This window comes from Pseudoflavonifractor phocaeensis, from assembly GCF_016901955.1.
In the GTDB taxonomy this organism is placed as follows: Bacteria; Bacillota; Clostridia; order Oscillospirales; family Oscillospiraceae; genus Flavonifractor; species Flavonifractor phocaeensis_A.
Window position 1 is genome coordinate 1 of sequence record NZ_JACJLC010000027.1, and the last position, 22,258, is coordinate 22,258.

General features: G+C 60.2%; 19 protein-coding genes and 1 tRNA gene. 6 read left to right on the plus strand and 14 right to left on the minus strand.

The features are described 5' to 3' along the window. Positions 1–195, minus strand: a 195-nt coding sequence (locus tag H6B51_RS08075; protein WP_204883191.1) for a hypothetical protein, incomplete at its 3' end; no start/stop codon positions are given. A gap of 243 nt (positions 196–438) precedes the next feature. Here H6B51_RS08075 and H6B51_RS18085 point away from each other — a divergent pair. Further along, positions 439–2,307 carry a BMP family ABC transporter substrate-binding protein gene (locus H6B51_RS18085; RefSeq protein ID WP_204883192.1) on the plus strand — a complete coding sequence of 623 codons (1,869 nt, stop codon included), beginning with the start codon at positions 439–441 and terminating at the stop codon, positions 2,305–2,307. Further along, positions 2,304–2,894: a metallophosphoesterase family protein gene (locus H6B51_RS08085; RefSeq protein ID WP_204883193.1), complete on the plus strand. Its 591-nt coding sequence runs from the start codon at positions 2,304–2,306 to the stop codon at positions 2,892–2,894. The genes H6B51_RS18085 and H6B51_RS08085 overlap by 4 nt, the downstream gene beginning before the upstream one ends. A 79-nt stretch (positions 2,895–2,973) precedes the next feature. Here the strand turns inward: H6B51_RS08085 and H6B51_RS08090 are convergent, their stop codons facing one another. The 5 genes from H6B51_RS08090 to H6B51_RS08110 form a co-directional block, all read right to left on the minus strand. Further along, positions 2,974–4,701: a phospho-sugar mutase gene (locus H6B51_RS08090; RefSeq protein WP_204883194.1), complete on the minus strand. Its 1,728-nt coding sequence runs from the start codon at positions 4,699–4,701 to the stop codon at positions 2,974–2,976. A 136-nt stretch (positions 4,702–4,837) separates the two neighbouring features. Beyond that, positions 4,838–5,326 carry a 23S rRNA (pseudouridine(1915)-N(3))-methyltransferase RlmH gene (rlmH, locus tag H6B51_RS08095; protein ID WP_204883195.1) on the minus strand — a complete coding sequence of 163 codons (489 nt, stop codon included), beginning with the start codon at positions 5,324–5,326 and terminating at the stop codon, positions 4,838–4,840. Then, on the minus strand, positions 5,323–6,111 hold the full coding sequence (locus H6B51_RS08100) for an MBL fold metallo-hydrolase (RefSeq protein ID WP_204883196.1): 789 nt from the start codon (positions 6,109–6,111) through the stop codon (positions 5,323–5,325). The genes rlmH and H6B51_RS08100 overlap by 4 nt, the downstream gene beginning before the upstream one ends. Before the next feature lie 104 nt (positions 6,112–6,215). Further along, entirely contained in the window at positions 6,216–7,508 is a 1,293-nt protein-coding gene (locus tag H6B51_RS08105) for a UDP-N-acetylglucosamine 1-carboxyvinyltransferase (RefSeq protein ID WP_204883197.1), read from the minus strand. Between the two features lie 378 nt (positions 7,509–7,886). Beyond that, entirely contained in the window at positions 7,887–8,684 is a 798-nt protein-coding gene (locus tag H6B51_RS08110) for an NYN domain-containing protein (protein WP_204883198.1), read from the minus strand. Between the two features lie 308 nt (positions 8,685–8,992). Between H6B51_RS08110 and H6B51_RS08115 the strand changes: the two genes are divergently transcribed. Continuing rightward, complete coding sequence (locus H6B51_RS08115; RefSeq protein WP_204883199.1) at positions 8,993–9,460, plus strand: RNA polymerase sigma factor; 468 nt, start codon at positions 8,993–8,995, stop codon at positions 9,458–9,460. Then, positions 9,457–10,773, plus strand: a complete 1,317-nt coding sequence (locus tag H6B51_RS08120) for a hypothetical protein (protein ID WP_204883200.1) — start codon at positions 9,457–9,459, stop codon at positions 10,771–10,773. The genes H6B51_RS08115 and H6B51_RS08120 overlap by 4 nt, the downstream gene beginning before the upstream one ends. A 51-nt stretch (positions 10,774–10,824) precedes the next feature. Here the strand turns inward: H6B51_RS08120 and H6B51_RS08125 are convergent, their stop codons facing one another. The 5 genes from H6B51_RS08125 to H6B51_RS08145 form a co-directional block, all read right to left on the minus strand. After that, positions 10,825–12,693, minus strand: a complete 1,869-nt coding sequence (locus H6B51_RS08125) for an efflux RND transporter periplasmic adaptor subunit (protein WP_204883201.1) — start codon at positions 12,691–12,693, stop codon at positions 10,825–10,827. 16 nt (positions 12,694–12,709) lie between these two features. Beyond that, entirely contained in the window at positions 12,710–15,019 is a 2,310-nt protein-coding gene (locus H6B51_RS08130) for an ABC transporter permease (RefSeq protein ID WP_204883202.1), read from the minus strand. 1 nt (position 15,020) lies between these two features. Then, the gene (locus H6B51_RS08135; RefSeq protein ID WP_204883203.1) at positions 15,021–15,722 is read right to left on the minus strand and encodes an ABC transporter ATP-binding protein; all 702 of its coding nucleotides are present in this window, start codon (positions 15,720–15,722) and stop codon (positions 15,021–15,023) included. A gap of 163 nt (positions 15,723–15,885) precedes the next feature. After that, entirely contained in the window at positions 15,886–17,187 is a 1,302-nt protein-coding gene (locus H6B51_RS08140; RefSeq protein WP_204883204.1) for a M18 family aminopeptidase, read from the minus strand. A 257-nt stretch (positions 17,188–17,444) separates the two neighbouring features. Then, positions 17,445–17,529 (minus strand) — tRNA-Leu (locus H6B51_RS08145). A gap of 128 nt (positions 17,530–17,657) precedes the next feature. Here H6B51_RS08145 and H6B51_RS08150 point away from each other — a divergent pair. Next, positions 17,658–18,509, plus strand: coding sequence for a pyridoxamine kinase (locus H6B51_RS08150; protein WP_243421192.1), 852 nt, complete (start codon positions 17,658–17,660; stop codon positions 18,507–18,509). A 278-nt stretch (positions 18,510–18,787) separates the two neighbouring features. On the opposite strand, the gene H6B51_RS08155 is transcribed toward H6B51_RS08150, so the two are convergent. Both H6B51_RS08155 and H6B51_RS08160 read right to left on the minus strand, forming a co-directional pair. After that, complete coding sequence (locus H6B51_RS08155; protein ID WP_204883205.1) at positions 18,788–19,252, minus strand: SHOCT domain-containing protein; 465 nt, start codon at positions 19,250–19,252, stop codon at positions 18,788–18,790. A 46-nt stretch (positions 19,253–19,298) separates the two neighbouring features. After that, positions 19,299–20,405 (minus strand): hypothetical protein, encoded by a 1,107-nt coding sequence (locus H6B51_RS08160; protein WP_204883206.1) that lies wholly within the window; start codon positions 20,403–20,405, stop codon positions 19,299–19,301. A 217-nt stretch (positions 20,406–20,622) separates the two neighbouring features. On the opposite strand from H6B51_RS08160, the gene H6B51_RS08165 reads away from it, so the two are divergent. Next, positions 20,623–20,814, plus strand: a complete 192-nt coding sequence (locus H6B51_RS08165; RefSeq protein ID WP_204883207.1) for a ribbon-helix-helix protein, CopG family — start codon at positions 20,623–20,625, stop codon at positions 20,812–20,814. Positions 20,815–21,002: 188 nt separating this feature from the next. Here H6B51_RS08165 and gap read toward each other — a convergent pair whose 3' ends face one another. Continuing rightward, positions 21,003–22,016 carry a type I glyceraldehyde-3-phosphate dehydrogenase gene (gene gap / locus H6B51_RS08170; protein WP_204883208.1) on the minus strand — a complete coding sequence of 338 codons (1,014 nt, stop codon included), beginning with the start codon at positions 22,014–22,016 and terminating at the stop codon, positions 21,003–21,005. Between the last annotated feature and the right edge of the window lie 242 nt (positions 22,017–22,258).

The following is a 22,258-nucleotide window of genomic DNA, read 5'->3' on the forward strand; positions in this document are numbered from 1 at the left end:
GGCCGGAGCGGCCTTGGGGGCCGGAGCGGTCTCCGCCACCACGGGGGCCTTCTTCAGCAGGGCCTCGGGCAGGATGATGGGGGGACGGCGGCCGGGAACGGCGGGGCGCTTCAGGTACTGGTCCTCCTCCATGGCAAGGAGCATCCGCCAGGTGCGGCAGGGTACGGTACCCTTTTTATAGGAACGATCGCTCATGCTACAATCTCCTTTTATGTGATCTTCCCGGCTGAAGGGGAAGATATCCATCTAAATAGAATAGGAACAGGGGATAAAACCGCCTGTTCTTCAATAATATAGCACGATACCCGGGGAACTGCAACGGGTGGCGGGTCAAATTCCATAAAAGGCACAATGCGGGCGAAGAAAAGGATTGCAATTTTGGCTCCGGCGTGATAGCTTCTTAGAGGAATGAAAGCGTATGGGAAAGGGGCGATGGAAATGCCTGGCCAGGAAGAATATCTGGCGGCCCAGCGCATGGGTCTGCGGGACAGCAAGGCGGCAGCGGCGGCGGGGGAGGATCCCTGCCTGAAGGTGCTGCCCGGGGACCCGGAGGAGCTGGCGGTACGGCGGGAGAACATGGGCCTGGTGGAGATCCCCAGCGAGCTCATTGTGGGCACCTGCAACGATCTGCGGAAGAATACCTTTTCACCGGGCTTTTACCCGCTGCTGGAGCAGGACAGCGAATTTGCCAACAAGTGGGCCCGGCTGTGCCAGGCCCACCTGAACGAAGGCATCCGGGATCCCATCAAGGTGGTGGAATACCTCAACCGGTTTTACGTGGTGGAGGGGCACAAGCGGGTAAGCGTGCTGAAATACTTTGGCGCCATCACCGTGCCCGGCATGGTGACCCGGCTGCTGCCCAAGCCCTCTCAGGATCCGGAGGTGGCTGCCTACTACGAGTTCATCAACTACTATCAGATGACCGGACTGTATTATCCCATCTTCCGCCGGCCGGGGGAGTACGGGGAACTGCTGGAGGCCCTGGGGCGGCGGCAGCGGGACCCCTGGAGCGCCGAGGAGATCCAGAGCTTCCGCAATTTTTACTTTATGTTCCGGGACGCCTGTATGCGGGACAGCGCCGATCCCCGGTACGTGCCTGTCGCCTTTTTGGTGTATCTGTCCATTTTCGGCTACCGGGAGTCCCGGGGCAAGACCTCCATGCAGATCGCCAAAGAGCTGCCCATGATCAAGCAGGAGGTGCTCAACCGTCTGAACCATGCCGGGGCCACCCTCATGCTGGAGGATATCGTAAAAAAGCCTCTGTTTTCCCTGCCCATCACGGACCGGCTGTGCGTGGCCTTCATCCACGCCGGCAGCAGCGAAAACTCCACCTGGGTGTACGACCACGAGTGCGGACGCTATCAGCTGGAGAGCACTCTGAGGGACCATGTGTACACCATGGCCTATGAGAACGCCCTCACCCGGGAGGCGGCGGAGCGTGCCGTGCAGGATGCCCTGAACAAAGGAGCGGATCTGATCTTTACCACGCACCCCAGTCTGATGCCCGCCAGCATGAAATACGCCGTGCTCCATCCGGAGGTGCGGTTTTTCAACTGCTCCCTCAATACCTCCACCCCCTCGGTGCGCACCTACTATCCCCGGCTGTACGAAGCCAAGTTCATCAAGGGGGCCATCGCCGGCACCCTGGCCCGGGATGGCCGCATCGGCTACGTGGCGGGCACCCCCATTCCCGGGGCTATTGCCGCCATCAACGCCTTTGCCCAGGGAGTTCAGATGGTGAACGCCAACGCCCGGGTGGTGCTGGCCTGGGACTGCCTGAAGGAGGGCGGTGGGCTGGAGAGCCTGCTGGACAAGGGTATCGTTTACATCGACGACAAGGACCGCCTGGCCGCCAACACCGGCACCCGCAGCCGGGAACTCCACAATCTGGCCCTGATCTATTGCGACTGGGGCCGGTTCTATGAGAGCCTGGTCCGCCGGGTGCTGGACGGCAGCTGGAAGAGAGAGGCCAAGGGGGGAGGCGCCATCAGCTACTGGTGGGGTATGGGGCAGAAGGCGGTGGATGTGCTCTGCTCCCGCCGCCTGCCCTCCGGGACCCGGCGGCTGGCCAGCCTGCTGCGGGACGCCCTGCGCCTGGAGCGGCTGGACCCCTTCTATGGGGAACTGATGAACCAGCAGGGCAAGCTGGTGTACGGCCAGGACTCCACGCTTCCGGCGGGGCAGATCCTGGCTATGGACTGGCTGACCAACCATGTGGATGGGCATATTCCCCAGTCCGGGGAACTCACCGCCCAGGCCAGAGAGATGCTGCGGATCTATGGAATGGAAAAGGGGAGGACGGAGTGAAGATCCTGGTCATCGCAGACTATGAGTCCCCCGCGCTGTGGGACTATTACGCCCCGGGCAAGCTGGACGGCCTGGACCTGATCCTCTCCTGTGGGGATTTGAAATCCAGCTACCTGTCCTTTTTGGCCACCTTTGCTCCCTGCCCGGTGCTCTATGTCCACGGTAACCACGACGGGCACTACGAAAAGGACCCGCCCCAGGGGTGCACCTGCATCGACGGTATGTGCTATCAGTACCAGGGGGTGCGTATCGTGGGGCTGGGCGGGTCCATGCGGTACAAAATGGGACCCTTCCAGTATACTGAGTGGGAAATGCGCTGGCGGGCCATGAAGCTGGCCCCCCGGCTGCGGCTCAAGGGTGGATTCGATATTCTCCTCACCCATGCCCCCGGCATGGATATGGTGCCCTGCAACGATCTGGCCCACCAGGGCTTCCAGACCTTCAACCGGATGCTGGACAAGTACCGCCCCGCCCTCTTTCTCCACGGCCACACCCACCTGAACTACGGCAGGGCCATCCGGCGGGAGAGCCAGTATGGGGCCACCCGGGTGGTCAACGGGTACGAGCGGTATATCGTGGAGCTGTGAGGAGAATGGATCGCTTCTGAACGTGAAAAGGCGTGGACCGCGGCTGCGGTCCACGCCTTTGTTCTTATGAAGATGTGGCTCAGTTCTTCAGAGTCTCAGCCCAGGCGGCGTATTTGGCAACCTTGTCGTCAGCCTCGGCCTTGGAGGCGCCGTTGGCCAGGATGTACACCTTGACCTTGGGCTCGGTGCCAGAGGGACGGACGATGAGGCTGGTGCCGTCGGCCATCTCATAGCGCAGCACGTTGGAGCCGGAGAGCTCCATGGTGGTCTTGGAGCCGTCGGCCACGTTGACCACGGAGCCGTCCTTGTAGTCCTTCTGCTGGGCCACCGCCACGCCGGCGATCTCCACCGGGGGCTTCTCCCGCAGGTTGGCCATCAGGTCGGCCATCTTCTTCAGGCCGTCCAGGCCGGGCATCACCAGGTTCATGGTGCGCTCGCCGTAGAAGCCGTACTTCTCGTAGCACTTCTGCAGGGCGTCGTACAGGGTCATGCCCTGACCGGCGTACCAGGCGGCCATCTCGCTCAGAGCCATGGAGGCGGTAACGGCGTCCTTGTCCCGGACGTAGTCGCCCAGCATGTAGCCGTAGCTCTCCTCGTAGGAGAAGATGACCTTGCCCTCGCCGGCGTTCTCCAGCTTGTCCTTTTTCTCAGCCAGGAACTTGAAGCCGGTGAAGGTGTCATAGCACTGCAGGCCGTTGGTCTCAGCCACCTTGCGGGCCATCTCAGTGGTGACGATGGTCTTGAGGGCCACGGGCTTCTCGGGCATCTTGCCCGTGCGGTTCTTGGCGCCGATCAGGTAGTCCAGCAGGAGCACGCCGGTCTGGTTGCCGGAGATGACCACGAACTCGCCCTGGTCGTTGCGCACCATGATGCCCACGCGGTCGGCGTCGGGGTCGGAGCCCAGGATGAAGTCGGCCCCTTCCTTCTTGGCCAGGTCCACTGCCAGGTAGAAGCCCTCGGGGTTCTCCGGGTTGGGGGAGACCACAGTGGGGAAGTTGCCGTCAATGACCATCTGCTCAGGCACGCAGATCACGTGCTTCATGCCCAGGCGGCGCAGGGCCTCGGGGATCAGCTTGTGGCCGGTGCCGTGGAAGGGGGTGTATACCATCTTGAAGGTGTCGGCCACCTTCTCCACGGCCTCCTTGTCGTTGACCTGCTCCATGACCTTGGCCAGGAATTTCTCGTCGGTCTCCTCACCCATCAGGGTGATCATGCCGCTCTTGAGGGCCTCGTCATAGTCCATGCGGACGATGGAGTCGAACAGGTCCAGCTCCTCCATCTTCCGGGCGATGGCGGAGGCGTGGTGAGGGGGCAGCTGGGCCCCGTCCTGCCAGTAGACCTTATAGCCGTTGTATTCCTTGGGATTGTGGCTGGCAGTGACGTTGACGCCGGCGATGCAGCCATATTCCCGGACGGCGAAGGACACTTCGGGAGTGGGGCGGAGGGCGTCAAACAGGCGCACCTTGATGCCGTTGCCCGCCATGACGCAGGCGGTCTCCCGGGCGAAGAGCTCGGAATTATTGCGGCAGTCGTAGCACACGGCCACGCCACGGGCCACAGCCTCGGGACCTTCGGCCTTGATGACCTCGGCAAAGGCCTGGGTGGCATGGCGTACCACATGGATGTTCATCTGGTGCAGGCCCACGCACATGGTGCCCCGCAGGCCGGCGGTACCAAAGTCCAGAGGGGCGAAGAAGCGGCTCTCGATCTCCTTTTCGTCCCCGGCGATGGACTGGAGCTCCGCCTTTTCCTCGGTGCTGAGGGCGGGACTGTTGAGCCACTTCTCATATACATCACGATAAGCCATGGGAATTACCTCCAATACAATATCTCAAATTTCAGGGAAAACACATCACTGCATTTGTGATTATAGCACAAACCCGTTGGTATATCCAGCCCTCTTTTTGGTAAATGCAGGTGGGGAGGCAAAAAAATTCCCTGCTCTATTTATGGTAACCGGAGCCCTCCTCGATCTTGAAGCACCGGTAGAGCTGCTCCAGCAGCATCACCCGGGCCAGATGGTGGGGGAAGGTCATGGGGGACATGGACAGCCGCAGATCCGCCCTGGCCTTCAGGCCCGGGTCCATGCCATAGGAGGAGCCGATGAGGAAGACCAGGGTGTTTTTTCCCGCGCCTGTCCACTTGTCCAGCCGCCGGGCCAGCTTCTCGCTGGAGAGCAGCTCCCCCTCCACACACAGGGCCACCACTGCCGCCCCGCGGGGCAGCCTGGCGGCCACCGCCGCCCCCTCCCTGGCCAGGGCGGCGTCGATCTGGGCCCGGGAGGGGTTCTGGGGCAGCCGCTCCTCGGGCAGCTCGGTGAGCTGGAGCTTGCAGTAGGCGCTCAGCCGCTTGACATATTCCGCCGCCCCGTCTATGTAAAACTTCTCCTTCAGCTTGCCCACGCAGATGATTTGGACGTTGACGCCTTTCATACCACGTACCTCCGGCTGGGCTCGCTCCGGGGGGCCACCTCCAGGGTCACGTCCCGGCCGGGGAGAGCCCCCATCCGGGTCAGAGCGTCCCCCACCACCTGGCGGGCCCGCTCCGGGGTGTTGTTTTCATGGGACAGGTGGGCCAGTACCACCGTGTGGGCCCCCTGCTCCACGGCGGAACACACCAGCTGAGCCCCCGCCTCGTTGGACAGGTGGCCGTAGTCTCCCAGGATACGGTCCTGGAGGAAATAGGGGTAGGGACCTGACCGAAGCCATTCCACATCATGGTTGGCCTCAGCCACCACCAGGTGGGCGCCCCGGATGCCCTCTGCCACCGCTTGGGTCACATGGCCCAGGTCGGTGACCACCGCGGCCTTCCGCCCCTCAGCCGACAGGGCGTAACCAGTGCTCTGGGCGGCGTCATGGGGGGTGGGGTAGCTCTCGATCTCCAGCTCACCCACCTGAAAGCATTGACCTGGCTGGATAGGGTTGAACAGGTCCTCCAGAAAGGGGATCCGGTAGCACAGCCGCAGGCCGGTGCCGCGGCTGGCGTACACAGGCAGCCGGTACTGCTTGGTGAGGGTGGCAAGGCCGGCCATATGGTCGGTATGCTCATGGGTAATGAGCACGGCGGACAGGGAGGCAGGGTCCACCCCCAGACCTCTCAGGGCGGTGGTGATCCGGCGGCAGGAAATGCCGGTGTCCACCAACACACGGGTAGACCCACTGCTCACCAGCAGGCAGTTGCCGCTGGAGCCGCTGGCCAGGGTGTACAGTTCCAGCACAAACTCACTCCTTTGTTCCAATAAAACTGTCCCGCCGGGCGGGGCTTTTAGGCAACAAAACCAAGCGGGAGCAACGCCCCCGCCTGGTTTTCAATCAGCTATATTCAGCCCACCTGGGCCTGTTTATCCTCGTCGGGGGTGACCACCACACGGATATCTGCCCCTACACCGGAGAGCTTGCGGACGATGTCCTCATAGCCTCGCTCAATGTGACGGATGCAGCCGATCTCAGTGGTACCCTGGGCGGCCAGTCCGGCAATGACCATGGCGGCTCCGGCCCGCAGGTCGCAGGCCTGGATGCGGGCGCCGGTGAATTTCTCCACGCCCTCAATGACGGCGATCTTACCATCCACCTGGATTTGGGCCCCCATGCGGCGGAACTCGTCCACATAGCGGTACCGGTTGTCCCACACGCCCTCGGTGATGACGCTGGTGCCCTCCGCCAGGCAGAGGACGGCGGCGATCTGAGGCTGCATATCGGTGGGGAAGCCGGGATAGGGCAGGGTCTTGATGTTGGTGCGGGTCAGCTTGCCGGTGCGGCGCACCAGTACGGCGTCGTCCCGCTCCTCCACCTCCACGCCCATCTCCACCAGCTTGGCGGTGATGCACTCCAGGTGCTTGGGGATCACGTTCTTGATGAGGACCTCGCCGCCGGTGGCGGCCACGGCGGTCATGTAGGTGCCCGCCTCGATCTGGTCGGGGATGATGGAATAGGTGCCGCCGCTGAGGCGCTCCACTCCCCGGATTTTGATGACGTCTGTGCCAGCCCCCATGATCTCGGCCCCCATGGAGTTGAGGAAATTGGCCAGATCCACGATATGGGGTTCCTTGGCGGCGTTTTCAATGATGGTCATACCGTCGGCCAGGGCGGCGGCCAGCATAATGTTCATCGTAGCCCCCACGGACACGATATCCAGGTAGACCTGGGTGCCCTGCATCCGGCCGTTCTTGGCACGGGCATGGATATAGCCTCCGTGAACGTCCACGTTGGCGCCCATGGCCACGAAGCCCTTGATGTGCTGGTCAATGGGGCGGCCGCCGAAGTCGCAGCCCCCCGGCGGGGGCACCTCGGCGCAGCCAAACCGGCCCAGCAGAGCGCCGATGAGATAATAGGAAGCGCGGATCTTCCGGGCCAGCTCATCGGGGACCCGGGCATTGCGGATATGGGAACAATCTACGTCCACCGTGGTACGGTTGACGGTGCGCACATCGGCCCCCAGCTCCTGGAGGATGCGCAACAACAGCGTCACATCGCTGATCTGGGGCAGGTTCTCAATGCGGCACACCCCGTCCACCAGCAGGGCGGCGGGGATGATGGCCACAGCGGCGTTCTTGGCGCCGCTGATGTCGATCTCACCATAAAGCGGCTTTCCGCCGTGAATCACATATTTTGTCAAAACTGCAACCCTCTATTCCTTCCTCGGGCCGGGAAGGCCCGGAAGCTCCAAAACCGGTATGTACCGGCATCAACTGCAAAAGACAGGTGACCGGGCGCTCCTTTTCTGAAAAGACGCGGTCATACAGATATATTATAACATAAGGGAGAAGAAAAGCAAAGTCTTTCTTCTCGTGGCGGGAAAAAGAGCGGGCTTTTTATCAGTAACATACCCGGTTTTCCGCCAATTATACCCCGCCGCGACCAAACGCCGCTATTCTCAGGGCAGGCATTATTATATCGTAAGAGCTGCCGTCTGTCTTTCTGAAATATGCACAAAAAACTCCATGGTAAGCTGTGAATTTCGCAGCTTACCATGGAAAAACAAGGATATAAAGAGCTATTTGCACTGCTTGTCCCGCACCAGCATATGGGTGACGTTGGGCTGGCTGGTGGGGCGGGCCACCACCTCGAACCGGGGGAGGGATTTCATCAGCTTGGACAGCTTGGAAAAGCCGAAATTCCGGGAATCAAAGTCGGGCTGCTTCTTCACCAGCAGGTTGCCCAGCTCCCCCAGGGAGGCGAAGCCGTCCTCGCCGGCGATGGTGTTCACCGACTCGGCGATGAGCTTGACCACCCGCTTGGGCACCCGGTGGTCGGCCTCCTGGGGCTGGGCGGGGGCGGTCTTCTTCTGGGCGGTCTTTTGGGCCTTGGCCTTCTCTGCCTTTTCCTCCTCGGCCCGGGCCTCCTCCGCCGCCGACCGGATGACCTCAATGTAGACGAACTTGTCGCAGGCCACGATAAAGGGGTTGGGGGTTTTGCGCTCCCCCATGCCGTACACCTTTTTGCCCGCCTCCCGCAGCCGCACCGCCAGACGGGTGAAATCGCTGTCGCTGCTCACCAGCACGAAGCCGTCCACCTCGCCGGTGTACAGGATGTCCATGGCGTCGATGATCATGGCCGAGTCGGTGGCGTTCTTGCCGGTGGTATAGCTGTACTGCTGGATGGGGGTGATGGCGTTTTCCAGCAGGGGGCTCTTCCAGGAGGCCAGGTTGGGGGTGGTCCAGTCCCCGTAGATCCGCTTGATGGTGGGGGTGCCGTACACAGCCACCTCCGCCATGATATCCCCCAGGGCGGAGCGGGGGGCGTTGTCCGCGTCAATGAGCACCGCCAGGCGCAGATCCTTCTGTTCAGACATGGTGGGTTCTCCTTCTGTGGTACAGTATGTTATGATTATGGCATAGCCGCAAGTCCTCGCGGACTTGCGCGCCGCGGACGCGGCGAAAAATCGGCTCCGCCGGTTTTGGCTATGGTGTAACATCAACAGCAGGTGTTTTGCAAACAAAACGCCTGGATGCACAGCACCCTGCCCCACCCGTGGGGCAACTGTTGATATTATAGCATAGCCTGTCCCGCCGTGACAACGAAGGGAATTTTGATTTTTTTACCGGGTTGCGCAGCAAATCCCCGCGCAGAAGCGTATATAGGGTGAAAGGGGGAGAGAGAATGGACCCCAACCGGTTGGAAACGCTGATCTACACCCATCAAAACACCTTATACCGGGCGGCCCTGGCCATTCTGGGGGACGCTCACGAGGCGGAGGACGCGGTACAGGACGCCTTTCTCCGCTGCCTGGAAAAAGCCCCATGCTTTGAGAGTCCCGCCCATGAGAAGGCCTGGCTGCTGCGGGTGACGGTGAACGGCTGCAAAAGCCGCCTCCGCTCCCCCTGGCGGCGGCGGACCGCCCCGCTGCTGGACACCTATCCCGCCGCCGGGCCGGAGGAGGAGAGCCTGCTGGAGAGCATCATGGCCCTGCCCGCCAAAGACCGGGCGGTGCTCCACCTCTACTACTACGAGGGGTACCAGACCGCCGAGATCGCCGCCATGACCGGCTGGCGGGAGGGTACCGTCCGCTCCCGGCTGTCCCGGGCCAGGGCAAAGCTGGGGGACCTGCTGAAAGGAGAACTGGAATGAACCGATATCGCAACTATATGAGCCGCGTCACCGCCCCGGCGGAGCTGGCGGACAAGGTGCTGGAGGGAAAGCACCCCCGGCGGCCCCATACCGGCATGGCCGCGGGAGCCCTGGCGGCCTGCTGTCTGGTGGCGGCGGTGGGGGGCTGGCAGCTGTGGCAGGGGAGGGCCCCGGCGGAGGCCGACCCAACGGCGGGTGTGGCCGCCACTCCCGCCGTCACCCAGCCCGTCCAGGAGAGCGGCCACACCCTGACGGTGACCGATCCCTGGGAGGGCCAGGTCCACAGCTTCCCCAATATTCCCGGCTATGACTACCCCGACTGCACCGGCTCGGAGGCCCTGGCGGGGGACTATGCCCCGCCGGAGGGGTGGTTTGAGGAGCGCCTGTCCGCCCAGGAGATCATTACTGTGCTGGGTGGCACCGATGAGGTGCCCTGGATCCTGGACTGGACCGGCTTCGGCCTGGACGGCACGGTGATCTACGACGGGGAGGGGAATCCCTGGCGGATCCTCATCCAGGGTACACGGGGAGAGGAGGAGCTGTCGCTGGAGCTGTGGCCCGGCCGGGAGCCCCTTATTGACCTGCTCTATGCGGATACTGGTGTGGAGACCGTGGACGGAGTGGAGGTGAAAACCTACTCCCTCTATTACGACAAGGACGGGGATGATGCCAAGGAATATACCTACCATGCCGATTATTATGACGGGAACATGGGGGTGAACTTCACCTGTGCCAGCGAGGACCAGAGCACCGCAGCCAGGCTGGCCAGTCTGATCATAGGCTACCGGGACTTTACTGCCGACGGACTGCATGGCGATGGTTTTGACGGGAAACACATGATGCTGGCGGGCGTACGGCTCTACGGCAGCGGGGAGCTCTCCCTGGGGGAGGCCTACCAGGAGGAGCTGGCCGCCTATCTGCCCGACCCGGCGGCCCTGCCCGACGACTTCACCTTCGAGAGCGCCCACTGGCATTTTGACGAGCTGGAGGACTGGCTCAGTATCCTGTGGTACCGGGGGTATGACAACGTGAGCGTGAAGGCGGCCCTGCTGCTGGATAACCACACCGACCAGCAGCTGGACACGGATGTGCTGCCCGACGAGATCACGGCCCAGGCCCTGGAGCAGCGGTTCGGCTCCTATGTGGACGACGACCAGGGGGACACTCCGGGCTGGCGGTATGAGTCCTTCACCGTCCACTATGTGCGCAACGGGGAGCCTACGGTGGCCGTCACTTATAACATCAAGGGCCTGGACCCGGAGCAGGCCGCCGCCTTTGTGAACAGCTGCCAGGGGGAATGGAGCCTGGATTGAGACCCGGAGTACAACAAGCGCCTGCCGCATCTGCGGCAGGCGCTGTTTTATTCACGGCAGAAGGATGGCGTCTGCCTCGGTGACCCCGGAGAGGATCTCCACATAGGAGCTGCCCCATACCCCGGTCTCCACGGTGACCGTCTCGGGCTCCCCGTTTTCGGTCACCCGCTGGACGGTGTTCCCGTCTACCGCCCGCACCGGCAGCCGCAGGCAGTCCTCCTTCACCGAGGTGAGGATGGACACCCACACATTCATGCCGTCCCGCAGGCCCTCCACGCTGTCCAGGTCGATCTCCACCGTGTAGTCTGTGACCCCGCCGGAGGTAAGGCCGGTGTCCTCCACCCGGCGGACGGTACCGGTATAGGTGTTCTCTTCCCCTGTGTCGGTGGTAAAAGTGACCTCCGCCGTCTGACCGGTTCCCACCCGGTCGATGTACTGTTCGTCAATGGTGGCGTGGACGCACAGGGCCTCCGGTTGGGCCACCACCGCCATGGGGCTGCCGGCGGAGGCCAGGTCCCCCTCCTTCACCGAGCGGGAAAGAATGGTGCCGTCCACCGGGGCGGTAATGGTGTAGTCCGACCGCTGACGGGTGAGCTGATCCAGGCTGGCCTGGGCGGAGCGGACCTGCACCTGGGCGGCGCTGAGCTGGCCCTGGGCGGTGTCCACCTGGAGACCTGTGGTATTGACCTGGAGCTGGGCGGTGTTCACCTGGTTCTGGGCGGTGTTCACCTGGAGCTGGGCATTGTTCACCTGGAGCTGGGCGTTGTCGATCTGGCTCTGGGCGGTGTCCACCTGGATCTGGGCGGTATCCACCTGAAGCTGGGCGTTTTCCACCTGGAGCTGGGCGTTTTCCACCGCGTTGGTCAGACTGTCGTTTTTCAGGGTCATCACCGTCTGGCCGCTGGTCACCGAGCCCCCCTCCCGGATAGACAGGGTGAGCACCTGGCCGGACTGGCCGGAGTAGATGGTCTGCTCGGTGGCGTTGGACAGGGTGCCCGCCTCCATGCACACCGCGTCCCCCACCGAGGCGGTGGCGGTATCGCCGCTGGACAGAGTGCCGGGGTTGCGCAGGGAAATCTCCACGTTGCGGCCCGTCCGGCTGCCCGACAGGGCGACTGTGCCCTCATACACCTGGACCACCGTGCCGGTGAGGGTATCCGTCCTTCCAGGGAAGGAGATGACGGCCAGGGAGCCGGCGGTCATACCGGCGGCGTCCTCCAGGGAGAAGGGGACTACCAGCTTCAGAGTGCTGTTGTCCACCACCTGGGCCACCGGCGCGCCGGCGGAAACATAGTCTCCCACGTGGACATTGACAGACGATACCGTGCCGGTGGTATAACAGCGAACGGTCAGATCCTCACAGGCGGCCTGCGCCTGTTTCAGGGAGGTCTGGGCCTGGGTCAGACCGTTGTTGGCCTGGTCCAGAGCGGTTTTGGCCGAAGCCTGGGAGGACTGGGCCTGGGTCAGATCTACCTGGGCCTGAGCCAGACTGTTCTGGGCCTGCTCCAGACCGATTTGAGCCTGATCCAGGTCGATCTGAGCCTGGCTGAGCTGGACGTTGGCCTGATCCAGGGCGGTCTGAGCCTGATCCTGTTCAATGACGGCACTGTCCACCCCCAGCTCGGCCTGGGTGATTTGGTCCTCCAGCCCCTGGGAGTCGATGGTGTACAGCACCTGCCCCGCGGTCACCGTGTCTCCCTCGGCAATGGAGCAGGTCAGCACCGTGCCCCCCACCTTGGGCACGATGGTATAGTCGTCCTGGTAGGCCACGGTGCCCGTGTCCTCCACCCGGTATTCCACCGGACCTACGTCGGGGTGGACGGTGCGGCCGTCCTCCTCGTTCCCGCCGGAGCACCCCCCCAGCAGGAGCAGAGCCGGTATGATGCTCAGGGCGGTGAGCCGCCTGCCCATTTGTTTCATTACGCTACCTCCATGTCTATTCCACGCTTTTCAGCGCCCCCAGCATATCGATCTCCCGCATTTTCCGGCCGATGATCCGGTTGACCCCCAAGGCGAAGGCCATGGTCACCCCGCAGGCCAGTCCCACCGCCCTGGGGGTGATGACCACCTGAAGGGGCATGGCGGTGATGGACAGGATGAGGAACCGGTCCAGAGCGATGCCCAGGGGGATGCCGCACAGCACCCCGGCCACGGCAAAGATCAGGTTCTCGCTGAGCTGGAGCCGTTTGATCTCCCGGTCGTGAAAGCCCAGCACCATCAGGGTGGCCAGGCTGCGGATCTGTTCAAAAAAGCTCATGATGCCCAGGTTGTAAATGACGATGCAGGCCAGCCCGCCGCCAAACACGATGAGGATGTACACCACCATGGAGGTGTTGTTCATCTTATCCACCGCCGCCCTGGTAACGGTCTCCCGGTCCTGCCAGCCGTCCACAAAGTCGTACCGGTCCAGGCTGGTCTCCAGGGCAACCGGGTCCCGGGTGGTCAGATAGGCGGCGGTGGGGGTGTAGGCCTTCCCCAGGCTCCGCCACAGACTGCGGCTCACGTAGGCGCCGCTGACGCAGCGGTTGACCTGGGCCACCTTCAGAGTATAGTATCGGTTGTCTCCGGTGAACCGGAGGGTGACGGTATCCCCCTCCTCCACCCCCAATTCCTCCGCCAGCAGCTGCTCCAGCACCAGCCCGTCCTCCGGCAGGGCCAGGGGAGCGTCGGCGTAGGGGTCGTACAGGTGGAGGGAGACCGTGTCCTCGCTCACCGTCAGGGTGGTGGTGGAGCGCTGGTCAAAGGTGTACAGCCAGCAGGTGGTGACCATCTCCAGCTCGGCGGCGGTCACCCCGGGGGCGGTGGTGAGCCGGTTGTACTGGCCCTCGGTCACCCCGGTGTTCAGGTCCACCATCACGTCATAGCTGTTCTGGTTCTGGGCCAGAGCGTCGGAGTAGGCGTCCATGGAGTCCTTGATGGCGAAGGCCATGAACACCAGAGCCATGCAGAAGGCGATGCCCACCACGCAGGTGAGCATCCGCACCTTGTTGCGGAAGGTGTTGCGGATGATGTACTTGGCGTTGAAGCCCAGCCGCCGCCACAGGGGGCCGATCCGCTCCAGCAGCACCGTCTTGGCGTTTTTTGGAGGTTTGGGCCGCATACACTGGGCGGGGCTTTCCTTCAGCAGAGAGCGGGCCACCAGCCAGGCGCTGCCCAGGCAGCACAGGGCGGTGAGTCCGGCGGCCTGGCCCCAGGCGGCAAAGTCGTGGACGATGGTATAGGGGGGCAGGTCGCAGCCGGTGGCGATGGTCCACACGATGAGGGCGGAGATGTATTTTCCCAGCACCGCCCCAATGGGGAAGCCGATGACCACTACCAGCAGGGCGTGGAGCAGGTAGTAGACCAGAATGGTGCTGTCGTAATAGCCCAGGGCCTTGAAGGTACCGATATCCATCCGGGCGTTTTCGATGAGGCGGTTCATGGTGCTCACCATCATCAGCACGGCGCACAGGAAAAACAGGGTGGGGAAGAAGGTGAGGATGGGGGTCAGATTGTTCTTGGCCTCCATGAGGGAATAGGCTGGCTGATTGTCCTTCAGAGCCAGGATATTCACCACCTTGCTGCCCAACTCTTCGTCCACGGCAGTGCGGAAGGCGGCGGCGGGCAGGTCCTCCTCTGTGGTGACGCAGATCTGGTTGTACCGGTGGGGACCCAGTACGTCGGCCAGCACCTCCTCGTCCACATAGGCAAAGCCGAATCGGGACAGATCGGGGGAGGGGTTGGTGGCGTTGACGTTGTACAGGCACTCCGGGTCCTTCCCGGTGCCGCAGACCTGGAGCCGCAGATGGATGCCCAGGCCGGTAAGGGTGATCTCATACCAGTCCCCCAATTCCAACCCCTGGGCGGCAGCGTATTGGTCACTGAGGAAGATTTCCCGACTGCTCTGGGGCAGCCGTCCCTCCACAATATAGGGAGTATTGATGGAAAAGTCGGGCACCCCGTAGAGGGTAAGGGTCAGGCCGCTGTCATACCGGTCCTCTCCGTCCAGCACTACCCGGGGCTGCACTCCGGTGATTCCTTCCAGCTCTGAAAGATCCCGGCAGTCAGTCATATCCAGCCCTGTGCCGGTGATCCAATAGTCCGCCGTGTTCTGGGTAGCGTAGTAGTCTCCCATCACCAGGTCCACGTTATAGATAATGCCGCTTAGGCCGGTGTACACCACCACGGCGATCATGGTGATGATGCTCACCGAGATGAGCCGGGAGGCGGTGCGTCGCAGGTCCCGGAAGAAATTTTTCCAGATCATGCTACCACTCCAGCTCCTGCACCGGCGTTGGGTTGGGATTTTCCGTAAAGGATTCGATTTTTCCGCTCTTCATGCGGATGACCACGTCGCCGGTGGGGGCCAGGGCCCCGTTGTGGGTGACCACCACCACCGTCTTTTTGCTCTGGCGGCACAGGTCGTACAGCAGAGCCAGGATGGCCTTGCCCGTCACATAGTCCAGGGCGCCGGTGGGCTCGTCGCACAGCAGCACGTCGGGGTTCTTGGCCAGGGCACGGGCGATGGCCCCCCGCTGCTGCTCGCCGCCGGAGCACTGGGCGGGGAAGTTCCGCCGCCGGTCGTCCAGCCCCACCATCCGCAGCACCTGGCGGGTGTCCAGAGGATTTTTGCAGATCTGGCTGGCCAGCTCCACGTTTTCCTCCACCGTCAGGTTGGGCATCAGATTATAGAACTGGAACACGAAGCCGATGCTCTCCCGGCGGTATTGGGTGAGCTGCCGCTTGTTGAAGCTGGAGATCTCCTTTTCGTTGACAAAGACCTTCCCTCCGGTGGGAGAATCCATGCCTCCCAAAATGTTGAGCACCGTGGACTTGCCCGCCCCGCTGGCGCCCAGAATGATGGTGTACTTGCCCTCGGGGATGGCAAAGCTGATGTCGTCCACCGCCTTGATGACGGTCTTGCCCATGATGTATTCCCGGGATACGTGCTCCAGCCGGACGCCGGACATGTTGCTCCACCTCCCCGATTCTGGCAAAAAAGTACGAAGGTCGTTGGAATTTTTCATAATATTTCAGGTATTATGTCACATTATAGCATGAAAAGATCCGGGCTACAACCCTGGGGAGAGGGGAGAGAGAAAAAAACAGCGGGCGTTTCAGCCCGCTGCATGATCAGAGAAATTGATAAGCGCCGTCGGCGGTGAGCCGGAAGGGCGTCTGGAAGAAGGCGGCGCAGGCCCTGGCCATGTAGCCCGGATCCTTGCTGCCGGCGGTCTCCACGGCAGAGTGCATGGACAGCTGAGCCATGCCGATGTCCACCATGGGAATGCTGACGGCGTGGCTGAGCAGGTTGCCCAGGGTGGAGCCCCCCGCCTCGTCCGCCCGGTTGGCAAACACCTGCACCGGCACCTCCGCCCGCCGGCAGATGGCCCGAAACAGCCCGGCGGTGAGGCCGGTGGTGGTGTACTTCTGGTTGGCCGACAGCTTGACCACCACCCCGCCGTTGGGGTAGACCCTGTTGGCCGGGTCGGCCTTCTCGGGGAAGTTGGGGTGGACGGCGTGGCCGTTGTCGGCGCTGAGCAGCATACTGTTTGCCAGAGCCTGCCGCTCCCCCTGCCGGTCCAGGCCCAGGCAGCAGGCCGCCCGGGCCAGCAGGTCGGGGAGGAAGGAGCTGAGGGCCCCCTGCCGGGTGCCGCTGCCCACCTCCTCGTTGTCAAAGAGACAGTAGACCTGTCCCACTCCAGGGCAGGGCCCGGCGGTAAGGAAGCCCTCCAGGGTGGCGTAGGCACAGGCCAGATCGTCGATCCGGGGGGACTGGAAGAGCTCCCCCGCCGGCCCCAGTACCACCGGCTTCTGCCGGGGGGCCAGCACCAGGTCGGTGGACAGAATGGCGTCCGCCTCTACCCCGACTTCTTCCGCCAGCAGTTGGGTGAGGGAGGGAGCGCCCGCCAGGGCGTACAGAGGCTGCATGTCCTTCTGGGGATTGTAATCGTGGCCTTTGTTCACGTCCCGCTGCTGGTGAATGGCCAGGCTGGGGATGGTGAGCAGGTCCCGGTCCAGGTATACCAGCCGGCTCTCCACTCCGGTGTCGGTGGAGAGAATGAGCCGTCCCGCCACGGTGAGGGGACGGTCCAGCCAGGAGGAGCAGATCATGCCGCCATAGCCCTCGGTGGACAGGCGGAGATAGGTCTTATCTCCCTCCAGAGTATCTTTTTTGATATAAAAGGTGGGACAGTCGCTGTGGGCTGCCGTCATGCGCCAGGCGGTGAGAGGCTCCGCCGGCAGCTTAAAGGCGATGAGGCTGCTTTGGTTGCGGGTGGTGTAGTACCGCCCGCCGGGGGCCACCGCCCAGGGTGCGCACTCCTCCAGGCGGGTGAAGCCGGCCTCCTCCAGCAGGGCGGCGGCGCTGGCCACCGCATGGTAGGGGCTGGGGCTGTGGTCCAGGTAGCGCAGCAAGTGTTCCAGAGTGTTCATAACAAGACCCCCTGACAGCCGGAATGATATGCTTAAGAATACGCCTGCTATAGGAAAGACCTTTGCCGATGCAGAGAAAAGGGCTGCTGCAAGCATACTTGCGGCAGCCCCATGCGTTTTATTGCCGAACAAGGCGCACAGGCCAGCGGGGCCGTAACCAAAACCAAGCCGCAACCTTCGAAAGAAAGCACGGTAAGGTGAGTGCGCTCTGACCTTTTAAAAAAGCCGGAGCAAGCGGTACGGCGCTTGCTCCGGCTTGGTGCGGGCATGGGGACTCGAACCCCAACGCATTGCTGCACGAGAACCTAAATCTCGCATGTCTACCAATTCCATCATGCCCGCGTTGGCAGGTATCAGTTTAGCATCTGCGGGCAGAAATGTCAATTCTCTTGGAGAGGGGCGGGGTTGCAGCAGTGGACGGCAGGGGGTATAATACTGAAAGACACATACCAAAGCGAAGGAGATGGCTTATGATGGAACAGGCGCCGCGGATCGCCGCCATTCAGGATATTTCGGGCTTTGGGCGCTGCTCCCTGACGGTGGTGCTGCCGGTGCTGTCCGCCATGGGCAGCCAGTGCTGCCCCCTCATCACCGCCAGCCTGTCCGCCCACACCGCCTTCCCCCCCAGCGAGCACAGCGTGTTTTTGGACCTTACCGGTCAGATGGAGCGCACTGCCGCCCACTGGCAGGAGCTGGGGATCACCTTTGACGCCATTTACAGCGGCTTTCTGGGCTCCGCCCGGCAGATCGAGCTGATCGGGCGGTTCTACGAGCAGTTCCGCCGGGAGGATACGGTGGTGCTGGTGGACCCGGTGATGGGGGACAACGGCAAGCCCTACCGCACCTGCACCCCCCAGCTGTGTGCCCGGATGGGGGAGCTGGCCGCCCAGGCCGACTGCATCACCCCTAACTGGACGGAGGCCGCCCTGCTGCTGGGGGAGGACTATGCCAATCTGCCCGCCGGGGAGGCGGAGGTCCGGAGCTGGCTGGAGCGGCTGAGCCTGAAGGGGAAACGCTCGGTGGTGCTCACCGGGGTGAGCCTGGCGGAGGGCCAGGTGGGGGCCGGATACTTTGACCGGGCCGCCGGCCGGACCGGCTTCGCCATGGCCCGTCAGGAACCCGCCCACTTCCCGGGCACCGGGGATCTGTTCGCCAGCGTGCTGCTGGGCGCCATGGTCCGGGGGGAGGCCCTGCCGGAAGGCGTGGCGCTGGCGGTGGACTTTGTGCAGCGGTGCGTGGACCACACCCTGGCCCTGGGCACTCCGCCCCTGGAGGGGGTCCAGTTCGAGCCCATGCTGGGGGCGCTTCTCCCGCAGGAATGAAAAGGAACCGTTGGAAAATTGAAATCCGGATGTCATTCTGAGCCCCAAAGGGGCGAAGAATCTTTCTGCGGCGGATAAGCTGGCAGGAAAGATCAGACCCTGGCGGTCAGGATGACAAGAAGCGGGGCTGTTGCGTTAGTTTGCAACAGCCCCTTTTTGTATGTTATGTAATGACGAATTTTGATTTCACCGCTTGGGAGCGGCGGAACTCTGCGCGGCTTTCCCTGAGCAATTATGTCACGAATCCAACCAGACTGTAATTGATAATAAATTTTGACCTATAACTTGAGAAGCTGCTTTTTCTTTATATCAAATTCCTCCTGCGTGATGATCCCGGCATCCAGTAATTCCTTGTATTTTTTTACTGCTTCAATATCTGAAACAGTCTGTTTTTCCTGAGACAATGAGGAAGTCTTGACCGGCGCAACAACGTCGGTCTTACTTTTTCCACAGGCGCAGGTGGAGACATAGTGGTAGTTTATTCGTCCACAAGAACATTTCCAGCCGCCATCCGCAAGAATTTGCTTATCGAATGCGGTGTCACGGATAATGCTGGGCTTCTCGCTCGTTTCATTGTAATGGTTATCACCTTTTGACAAGGCAACAATAAATGCAATAAAACCAAAGAAGAAACCCCACCAAAACCAGTTATCAGAATAACCTTTGTTGTAAATAACGGCTCTGGTCGCAAAACCCCATATCAGGGCCCAAACAAGTATTGCCAGCAGATAAATGACTAGCATATCCATACACCTCGTTTTAGCTTGTTTCTTTGAAGTCGATCAGTGACTAACTGTTATTGATGGAATTATATGCTGTTAGTATTTGCTTAATCGCTGTTTTATCTGATTTTGGAACCGTTAGGTCATAGTGGTAGTTATCTCCCTGAAACCTCACAATCGTTTCTGTAGAACTGGCAATATCCTCTAGCATCGAGAAGTCTTCACTTGTTGGGGCAATATCTACCCACTCCCAAACATCTCCACTGCCATTGTCCCGCTCGACTTCAAAATAATCAAATGTCTTATAATGGTTGACTCCATCAATAGAAACTATTATCTTTTTGAAAAATATCCAGCTATCCCCTGTATAGTGAAATTTTAATCTGAGCCATGTACTTGAATCTCGTTGACCAATATAAGGGAGGACATAGCTTCTTGAATTAGCGTAGTAAGGATATGTAGATGGTTTATACCATGTTATACCTTCAACTTTATCTGTTTCGATCTGTAGGGACGACAGTGCTTGTTGTCGTTCCCTTTCTTCTTGCTGTGCTTTGAGCTCCTCCAAATCTGCTGTGACTGTCTCTATCTTGTCATAGTTTGTAACCAGTTCTTTTTCACTGGATGATAGTAGGTCATAGGCTTCAAGTGCCGCGATTATCTGTTCTTCTTTATCTAAAGTGACCTGACCGATTTGATCAATTAAATTGATAACATTTTGAACACGATAAGCGCTTAATTCCTCTTCCGCCTGTTGTAGTATATCATAATTTGAAACGCTGGATTTTACCGTGTCATTAGCTTTATCATACAGGGCTCGTGCGATAATGATTGCGGCCTCCTGATAATCGGTGGATACTGTAATCTCTTCAATAGCCGCTTCAATTTCTGCGACTGCCGCTTGATTATCAGAAAACGTTTTTTCTTCAACCAACTCATCATAAGTGGTTCTAGCATCTTCCAGTATAGTGAAATATTCCAACTGACTATATTCTGATTCCGTTAGCCTATTCACTGCTGTTTCTGCGGCAGAAATTTTGTCTCCGCTTTCAAGCGTGACTTCCCCGATTTCTAAAATTAAATTGTCCGCATTGGAGGCGGCCTCGCTTTTGCCACAGGAGCACAAAGATAGGCACATTGTCGCAATCATCAAAATCAATAACGCTCTTTTCATCTGTTTTCCCTCTCCTTAGCTTTTGTCTGTCCAATCCATAAAGTCATTGAGAATATCACCTTTCTGAGTCTGCCATGTTTTATCCCTCTCTCATTTACTCTTATCTTTAGGACAAAAATTTACAGGATTACTATATCACGTAAATTGCTAATTGTAAACACATTGTAGTGTATTAAAACTACAATATATGGGATAGTATCATCACAGGGTGATGAGTATGGATAATAAATTTGTAGTGCGGCCACGTAAGCCCGCCTTTGGAAAAACTTCGGTTGTATCAGCCAGATTGCCGGACGATATGATAGAAGAACTTGACAAGGTGGCGAAGCAGACCGGGCGCACAAGGAATGAATTGATACAGATGTGTATTGATTATGCTTTAAAGAATCTTGAAATATCAGAGCAATAACAAATCCCCCAGAAAAGCCATGTGGCTGATCTGGGGGATCGTACTGTCCCTTCCTATTCATAAATATTTTTCAGCAGTATAAAAAACACTCCTTTTCCGGCGGTTTGCCGAAAAAGGAGTGTTTTTTGCGTTTTGGGGAGTCAAGCAAGTGTGTTCAAAAAGCTGTCAGTCAGCCCTTTGAGCGGAACTTACTTGTGGTCAACGGAATACATATGAGCAATGAGGTCCAGGACCTTGTTGGAGTAACCCCACTCGTTGTCGTACCAGGACACGACCTTCACGAAGGTGTCGGTCAGAGCGATGCCGGCGCCGGCGTCGAAGATGGAGGTGCGGGAGTCGCCCAGGAAGTCGGAGGAGACAACGGCGTCCTCGGTGTAGCCCAGGATGCCCTTCAGCTCACCCTCAGCGGCCTTCTTCATGGCGGCGCAGATCTCGTCGTACTTGGCGGGCTTGGCCAGGTTGACAGTCAGGTCCACCACGGACACGTCCAGGGTGGGAACACGCATGGACATACCGGTCAGCTTGCCGTTCAGCTCGGGAATGACCTTGCCCACGGCCTTGGCGGCGCCGGTGGAGGAGGGGATGATGTTGCCGGCAGCGGCACGGCCGCCGCGCCAGTCCTTCTTGGAGGGGCCGTCAACGGTCTTCTGGGTGGCGGTGGTGGAGTGGACGGTGGTCATCAGGCCGTCGGTGATGCCCCAGTTGTCGTGCAGAACCTTGGCGATGGGAGCCAGGCAGTTGGTGGTGCAGGAGGCGTTGGACACGAAGTTCATGTCGGAGGTGTACTTGTCCTGGTTCACGCCCATAACGAACATGGGGGTGGAGTCCTTGGAAGGAGCGGACATGACGACCTTCTTGGCGCCGGCGTCGATGTGAGCCTGGGCCTTCTCCTGAGTCAGGAACACGCCGGTGGACTCCACAACGTACTCAGCACCAACCTCGCCCCAGGGGATGTCCTTGGGGTCCATGCAGGCGAAGAACTTCACGGTCTTGCCGTTGACGATGATGGCGTCATCGGTGTACTCGATGGTGCCGTCGAACTGGCCGTGCATGGTATCGTAACGGAGCATATAAGCCATGTAGTCAGGGGTCATGAAAGGATCGTTGATGCCCACGAACTCGATGTCAGACCGATTGATACCAGCGCGGAACACCAGACGGCCGATCCGGCCAAAACCGTTAATACCAACTTTAATGCCCATAATGAATCTCTCCTTTTGTTCTAAATGGATTCTTGACTTCATTTGTTTGGCGCGAATACATTATAGACTAATCTTGCTGGATTGAAAAGAGGGAAAATGCAAAACTTACTGGGGAAACTGTATAAAATTCAGACGGTCTTATCGGTAAACGTGGCGGTTTCGACATAATTAGACATTATTCCTTGTGGTTTGATAAAAATTTTGATATACTGGGACCGAATTTTATCTCCCGCGACGGCGGG